This window comes from Athalassotoga sp. (genome assembly GCF_049965695.1).
GTDB lineage: Bacteria > Thermotogota > Thermotogae > Mesoaciditogales > Mesoaciditogaceae > Athalassotoga.
This window is the reverse complement of sequence record NZ_JBMFWB010000001.1, coordinates 140,528-146,686: the sequence shown is the minus strand read 5'-3', so window position 1 is coordinate 146,686 and position 6,159 is coordinate 140,528. Positions and strand designations below refer to the sequence as shown.

Here is a 6,159-nt window from a genome sequence, read left to right as displayed (position 1 = left end):
ATATTAAAAATAGGAACAAGAGAAAATATTTATTGACGTTTTTTGATTTAACAATGCCAGATCTATGTTCTTTTACTTTTAATTTTTAATTCTCAATTTTCCACCCGCCACCCGCCACGCGCCACCCGCTACCCGCCACCTGCCATTTTGTCCATTCTCAATTCTTCCCGTGTTATAATGAATCGAGGTGGTTTGATGAGAGTATTTACCGTTGTAATTGAAAAGGATGAAGATGATTGGCTTGTTGGAAAGGTTGTCGAACTTCCAGGCTGTTTTACTCAAGCCAAAACTCTTGATGAATTGATGGGCAGAATGCGTGAAGCCATAGAAGGATACCTTGAGGTTGAAGATATTTCAAATGAAAAGATAGAATTCGTAGGCGTTCAAAAGATAGCCTTATGAGTTCACAACTACCAAGGATTTCTGGCTCCGATATGGTTGATTTTCTTAAATCAAAAGGCTTTTCCGTTGTAAGAATACGCGGAAGTCATCATGTGCTTAAAAACAACAATGGAAAAATTGTTGTCGTACCAGTTCACTTAAAAGAAACTCTTGGTCCAGGTATTATAGTGGCAATTTTGAGACAATCAGAAATTTCGGTGAAAGAATACATAGGCTTCTTTTCTTAATTCCTTTCCACCCGCCACCTTCCACGTGCCGCCTGCCATTTTGTCCATTTTCAATTTTTAATTGTCAATTGTCCATTCTATTCTGCTTTCAATTCTTCATTTAGGTAGGATCTTTAATATGATATATTGTATAATAAATTTAGGAGGTGGAAGAGGTGAAATTCATTACAAGCAAAGAGATCAGAAACAACCCGGCTGCGCTTTGGTCGGAGGATGGAACTGTTATAATGGTCAACGGTAAACCAAAAGCGATAGTTTTAAAAGCGGAAGATGATATAGAAGAACAAATTAGAAATATAAAAAGATTAAAAGCTCAAATGGCTCTTGAAAAATTACGCTTTTATTCTGTTAAAAAAGGGCTTGATCTTTTGTCAGATGAAGAAATAATAAATGAAATTGAGAAGATAAAAAAAGAGATATGAACGTCGTACTTGATACCAACGTTCTAATTTCGGGAATAATAAATCCAAAAGGTATTCCGGCAGATATATTGAACTTTGTTTTAAACGGTAGATTAATTTTAAATCTTGATTCAAGAATATTGATTGAGTACGATAAAGTTTTGAGAAGCCCAAAATTTGATTTTCCAAAAATTTACACGGAAGCGCTTTTGCAATTTATTGAGAGTGAGTCTGTCTTGATCACTCCGGAACCAATAAAAGCAGGTCTTCTTGATCCTTCAGATCTTTCTTTCATAGAAGTCGCCATTTACAGAGATGTTCCCTTAATAACGGGTAATATCAAGCACTTTCAAAATATAAAGAATCTTAAAGTGTATTCTCCAAAAGATTTTTTGGAAAATTTCAACGTTTGACTTTAAATTCGATACGATCCTGCCTCCCATCAAATCAGGGGTGACTTTTATGTAAAAGCCATATCAAATTTCCAATTGTCCATTCTCAATTTTTAATTCTTTTCCACCCCCTACCCGCCACGCGCCACCTGCTGTCTTTAATTGTCCATTTTCAATTTTTAATTGTCAATTCTTCCCGTGTTATAATGAATCGAGGTGATGAATTTGGAGCGTCTTAATTACAGAATATTTTTAAAGAAAGAGCCTGAAGGAGGATACACTGTCATCGTCCCATCTCTTCCGGGATGTGTAACCTTTGGGAATACAATAGATGAATCAATAAAAATGGCACGTGAGGCGATAGAACTTTATATAGAATCTCTTAAGGCTCATGACGAGCAGATTCCAAATGAAGAAAATATTCTCGAGTATACACTTACTTTATGAGCAAATTTCCATCTTTGAATTCGAAAAGAATAATAGAAATACTTGAAAAAAATGGATTTGTTCTTGATAGGACGAAAGGCTCTCATAGAATTTACTTTAACGAAAAGACAAAGAGGAGAGTTGTTATTCCTTTTCATAAAGCGGATCTTCCGATAGGTACATTGCTTGAGATTTTGAAAGAGGCCGGAATATCTAAAGATGAATTATAAAAATGACTAAAGATGTGAACCACCTGTACCCCAGATCTTTATTGTCCATTTTACATTGTCAATTATCAATTTTCAATTTTTGATTCTCAATTTTCAATTCTTTTCACCCGCTACGTGCTACATGCCACCCGCAGTTTTTCATTGTCCATTTTCAATTCTCAATTTTCAATTCTTTTCTGCCCATCATGTTATCTGAAAAACGCCAGAAGTTCTACGAATATGAGGACTATGACTACTATTTCGAGAAAATTGTCAAAGGCATGGGAAAGGGTGTGCTGAACCATTTCGTATGTATCGTTGACGATCTCGAGTTTTTTCTCAACGCTTTCTTCCCATGAATCAAGGCCGAATATTTGTCTTGCATTCATGTAGACTCTTGCGTAGTAAACATCTTCGGTAACATGTATGGCATTTCTGGCATGATCGACCGCCGATTTAACTTCAACTGTGAGTACCATGAGTTTTCTGCTCGCATCGTTGTGCTTTCGTATTTTGAATATTTCCGTCAAGGAATTGGTTGGTTTGTCAAGCAGGGTAAGATTTATCTCCTTCATCCTTTTATCGAGCAGATCATCGTAATATCTTATTGTGACAAGTTGGGTGTTTAAAAAGTCAAGAATGTCCATTATGTCATCGGACCCTTCAGGATCGTATATGAATGCACCGTCATTGGTTACGACCACAAGATCATCGGTGTAGTATGAAAAGGCATGGCGAAAGGTTCTGTTTCTGACCTGCGCGCTGAGTTTTTTGTCGCTTTTGTGCAACAGTTCGGGAAGGTCTTTGTATTCGTTTAAAATATCCCTTGCCTTTATGGGTTTGTTGAATTCTTGAACGTAATACACGGAATAATCAAGAATTGGAAATTGTTTCTGGTATTTCCCTTTGAAAACGGGACCCAGGATATTCATACCGTTTTTGAAATAATCGTCCACTTTAAAGGTCGTATCCGGATCGGTCATGTAATCGCGCTGAAAATTTTTGAAAAAAGTCACCGGCATTTCCGATTCAAATTCAACCTGAATTATTATGGCCATTGTGCCAAGTTCGTTTATCTCTAATTTTACCGTGACGTGCATTTGAGATCCTTCTATTTCCAAAGGATATTCGTCGATGTAAAGTTGGATCGGAGGATTTGGAATGTCTATCACGTCGGATCCGACACGCTCAAACCTCAGCCTTTTAATACCTTTGAAGTTCGAGGCTAATGAGACTACTTTTTCGAGATCGGCCGAATCCGCTATGTTGTAGATTTTGTAATAATAAATACGCCCTTTCTTTATCAGAAGTTCTTCCATATCTTTCTCCATTTCACCTGAAAAAGCCATGCTTTTTCTCGTTCACCCCTGTGTGTGTAAGGTCTGCGTATTTTCTTAGCAATTCTTCCTGTTCTTTTGAAATTCTCTTGGGTATCAAAACGTTGACCTTTACGATATGGTCTCCGCGTGCGCCTCCGTTTGGATACGGAAAGCCTTTTCCACGCAATTTCAGAATGGTGTTAGGCTGCGTACCGGCCGGAATTGAAAGAGTTTCTTTACCCTCAAGGCCATCTATTTCGATTTCGGTTCCAAGCGTCGCCTGAGCAAAGTCAATGGTAACTTCGCTGTAAGCATCTCTTCCTTCTCTTTTTATGCCCGGAATTTCTTTAACTCTGAGTATGACGAAAAGATCTCCGTAAGGTCCTGCATTTTCTCCGGCATGGCCGCCATTTGGAATTCTCAACCTTCCTCCGTCCTCAACGCCGGCGGGAATCCTTACTTTTATCTTTTTCTTTGCCGTTACCCTGCCACGTCCACCACACACGGGACACTTTTCAGTTATGATTTTTCCACTGCCTCCACACATGTCACAGGTAGTTTGTGTCGACATGACTCCAAAAAAAGTCCTTTGCTGTACCCTAATGACACCTGTTCCATGACATTTCGGACATGTTTTGAAAGCAGTTCCGTCTTTTGCGCCTGTGCCATGGCAGGCCTGGCATGTTTCGTAACGGGTGTATTCCACTTCTTTTTCAGTCCCGTAGAGCACATCTTTTGTCTCTATTTGTACCGTTACGTAGATATCTTCTCCTCTAATGTTTCTTGTCTGGTTTTCTTCGGCCGTTCTTCCCTGACCAAAAAAGACGCTGAATATATCTTCAAACCCACCAAAAAGGTCCTGCTGGTTGAAAGGATTCCCTCCTTGCTGGGATCCATACACGTTTTCCTGAGGCTGGCCCACATAACCAAACCTATCGTATTGCGCTCTTTTTTGAGGATCGGAAAGCACTTCGTAGGCTTCGTGTATTTCTTTGAATTTTTGTTCGGCTTCAGATTTGTTGTCGGGGTGAAGATCCGGATGCCATTTTTTTACAAGTTCCTTGTACGCTTTTTTTACATCATCGGTAGACGCATCTCTCGAAATGCCTAATATTTCGTAATAGTCCTTTTTTGCCAAAACGATCATCGTCCTTCATTCGAACCGCTGCTTGAAACGTGCAAAGCAACCTTCACCTTGGCGGGTCTTATAACTTTGTTTTTGAATTTATATCCATTTTGCGTTACTTCAACTATATCCCAGTCATCGTGATCCGGAGACTCTATCCTTTCAACGGCATCATGTTCAAAAGGATCGAATTTCCCGGATGTGTCTATTTTTTTCAGTCCTTCAGTTTCAAGCATGTTTTTGAATTTTTTGTGCATGATTTCCAAAGCGACGTACTCTGTGGATTTTTTATCTTCAAAATTATCCATTATTCTTTCCATATCGTCTAAAATTTCCACGAATTTTTCCACAAGTTTCTGGTTGGCATAACTCGTTACGTAATTTATCTCTTCTTCTTTTTCTCTTCTCATATTTTCAAGAGAGGCCTTCGCTCTTTTTGCGTATTCGTCAAGTTCTTTTTTTGCTTTTTCACAAGATTCAAGCGAGGCTTTCAGTTCATCGATCTGCGCATTTTCTTTCATGCCGTTTTCAACATCGTTTTTCCTGTTATTTCCTTCTTCCATTTCAATTCACCTCTTATTTTTCGCTTATTCTCGATAGAAAAGTTAGAAGTTCCGTTAGCCTGTTGCCAACGTACCACGTGAGTTTTATGGCCTTCTGATAATCTATGACCTTTGTGCCTATCGATATAACGTATCCAATTTGTTCGTTTATGACTTTGTAAGGTGCGATAAAAGAAACAAATGATTCCATCTCCGCCTGTGGGTGCTCGGATCCGACAAAAACTCTTATGTCTTCGATCTCTCCGAAATCTTTGAGAAATCCATAAAATTTGTCCGGCGTTTCAAGAACTCTCAACAATCTTCTGAGGACTTTTTGATCGACAGCATCGTCATCTATAAGATTTTCAATGCCTCTTATCGTGTATTTTTCTTCACCCGAATCTTCTATCAAACTTTTGATTATCTCGATCGTGTTTTCGACGTTGGTACCGTGCCAGCGATTTTGATCGAAATCCGAGTCAAAGATGGTTTTTCGCAATTCGTCAATGGTTCTGCCTACAATCGCACTGTTGAGAAATCTTTCAATTTCCCTTGCGCCTTCCTCCGATAAACGCTTGGGAATAGTTTGCGTTTTAACCATGCCCAGTTCCGTTGAAAGGACGATTGTGATATAATCTTCAAAGGTTCTGTGAATTCTGACGGATTTTATTTTCGTTTTATCGGAAACGGGTTTTGTTATGATGGCTATGACGGGCAACGTTCTGACAAGCAGCGTTGAGACGCGACTTATAACCTGATCGAAATTACCCTGCGGATAACTCGGAAAGATTTCGACATCTTTTGATGTCTTCATTTCCTGAGATATCTCAAAGATGGAATTAACGTAAAAACGATAGCCTTTGTCAGTCGGAATTCTTCCAGAAGACGTGTGAATATGCTTCACGTAATCGAGATATTCGAGTTTTCTGAGATCGTTTCTGACAGTTGCGCTGCTGTGAGAGATGTTCGTGTTTTCAATTATCTGCTCCGAACTGACAGGTTTTTTGTTTTTTATGTACTCGTTCACAACGCAAAAAAGTACCTTTTTTTGTCTTTCATTCAGATCCATATAATCACCTTAGCACTCTCTATAATAGAGTGCTAAATATATGGTA

At 38.8% G+C, this 6,159-nt stretch carries 10 protein-coding genes; 6 read left to right on the top strand and 4 right to left on the bottom strand.

The window, feature by feature from the left end:
* Positions 1-195: 195 nt before the first annotated feature.
* The 6 genes from ACP5NR_RS00735 to ACP5NR_RS00710 all read left to right on the top strand — a co-directional run bounded on the left by ACP5NR_RS00735 (position 196) and on the right by ACP5NR_RS00710 (position 2,078).
* Entirely contained in the window at positions 196-402 is a 207-nt protein-coding gene (locus ACP5NR_RS00735) for a type II toxin-antitoxin system HicB family antitoxin (RefSeq protein ID WP_428004918.1), read from the top strand.
* Positions 403-434: 32 nt separating this feature from the next.
* Positions 435-629 carry a type II toxin-antitoxin system HicA family toxin gene (locus tag ACP5NR_RS00730; RefSeq protein WP_428005787.1) on the top strand — a complete coding sequence of 65 codons (195 nt, stop codon included), beginning with the start codon at positions 435-437 and terminating at the stop codon, positions 627-629.
* A 155-nt stretch (positions 630-784) separates the two neighbouring features.
* Positions 785-1,051 (top strand): hypothetical protein, encoded by a 267-nt coding sequence (locus ACP5NR_RS00725; protein ID WP_428004920.1) that lies wholly within the window; start codon positions 785-787, stop codon positions 1,049-1,051.
* Positions 1,048-1,443: a putative toxin-antitoxin system toxin component, PIN family gene (locus ACP5NR_RS00720; RefSeq protein ID WP_428005786.1), complete on the top strand. Its 396-nt coding sequence runs from the start codon at positions 1,048-1,050 to the stop codon at positions 1,441-1,443. Before ACP5NR_RS00725 ends, ACP5NR_RS00720 begins: the two co-directional genes overlap by 4 nt.
* A 198-nt stretch (positions 1,444-1,641) precedes the next feature.
* Complete coding sequence (locus tag ACP5NR_RS00715; protein WP_428005785.1) at positions 1,642-1,869, top strand: type II toxin-antitoxin system HicB family antitoxin; 228 nt, start codon at positions 1,642-1,644, stop codon at positions 1,867-1,869.
* Positions 1,866-2,078: a type II toxin-antitoxin system HicA family toxin gene (locus ACP5NR_RS00710; protein WP_428004923.1), complete on the top strand. Its 213-nt coding sequence runs from the start codon at positions 1,866-1,868 to the stop codon at positions 2,076-2,078. Before ACP5NR_RS00715 ends, ACP5NR_RS00710 begins: the two co-directional genes overlap by 4 nt.
* A 188-nt stretch (positions 2,079-2,266) precedes the next feature.
* Here ACP5NR_RS00710 and ACP5NR_RS00705 read toward each other — a convergent pair whose 3' ends face one another.
* The 4 genes from ACP5NR_RS00705 to hrcA are packed head-to-tail and all read right to left on the bottom strand — an operon-like array spanning position 2,267 to position 6,113.
* Positions 2,267-3,406 (bottom strand): hypothetical protein, encoded by a 1,140-nt coding sequence (locus ACP5NR_RS00705; protein ID WP_428005784.1) that lies wholly within the window; start codon positions 3,404-3,406, stop codon positions 2,267-2,269.
* On the bottom strand, positions 3,390-4,523 hold the full coding sequence (dnaJ, locus tag ACP5NR_RS00700; protein WP_428004925.1) for a molecular chaperone DnaJ: 1,134 nt from the start codon (positions 4,521-4,523) through the stop codon (positions 3,390-3,392). Before dnaJ ends, ACP5NR_RS00705 begins: the two co-directional genes overlap by 17 nt.
* Positions 4,520-5,065, bottom strand: a complete 546-nt coding sequence (locus ACP5NR_RS00695) for a nucleotide exchange factor GrpE (RefSeq protein ID WP_428005783.1) — start codon at positions 5,063-5,065, stop codon at positions 4,520-4,522. Before ACP5NR_RS00695 ends, dnaJ begins: the two co-directional genes overlap by 4 nt.
* A 13-nt stretch (positions 5,066-5,078) precedes the next feature.
* A complete protein-coding gene (hrcA, locus tag ACP5NR_RS00690) occupies positions 5,079-6,113 on the bottom strand; it encodes a heat-inducible transcriptional repressor HrcA (protein ID WP_428005782.1) in 1,035 nt (344 codons plus the stop codon).
* Positions 6,114-6,159: the final 46 nt, after the last annotated feature.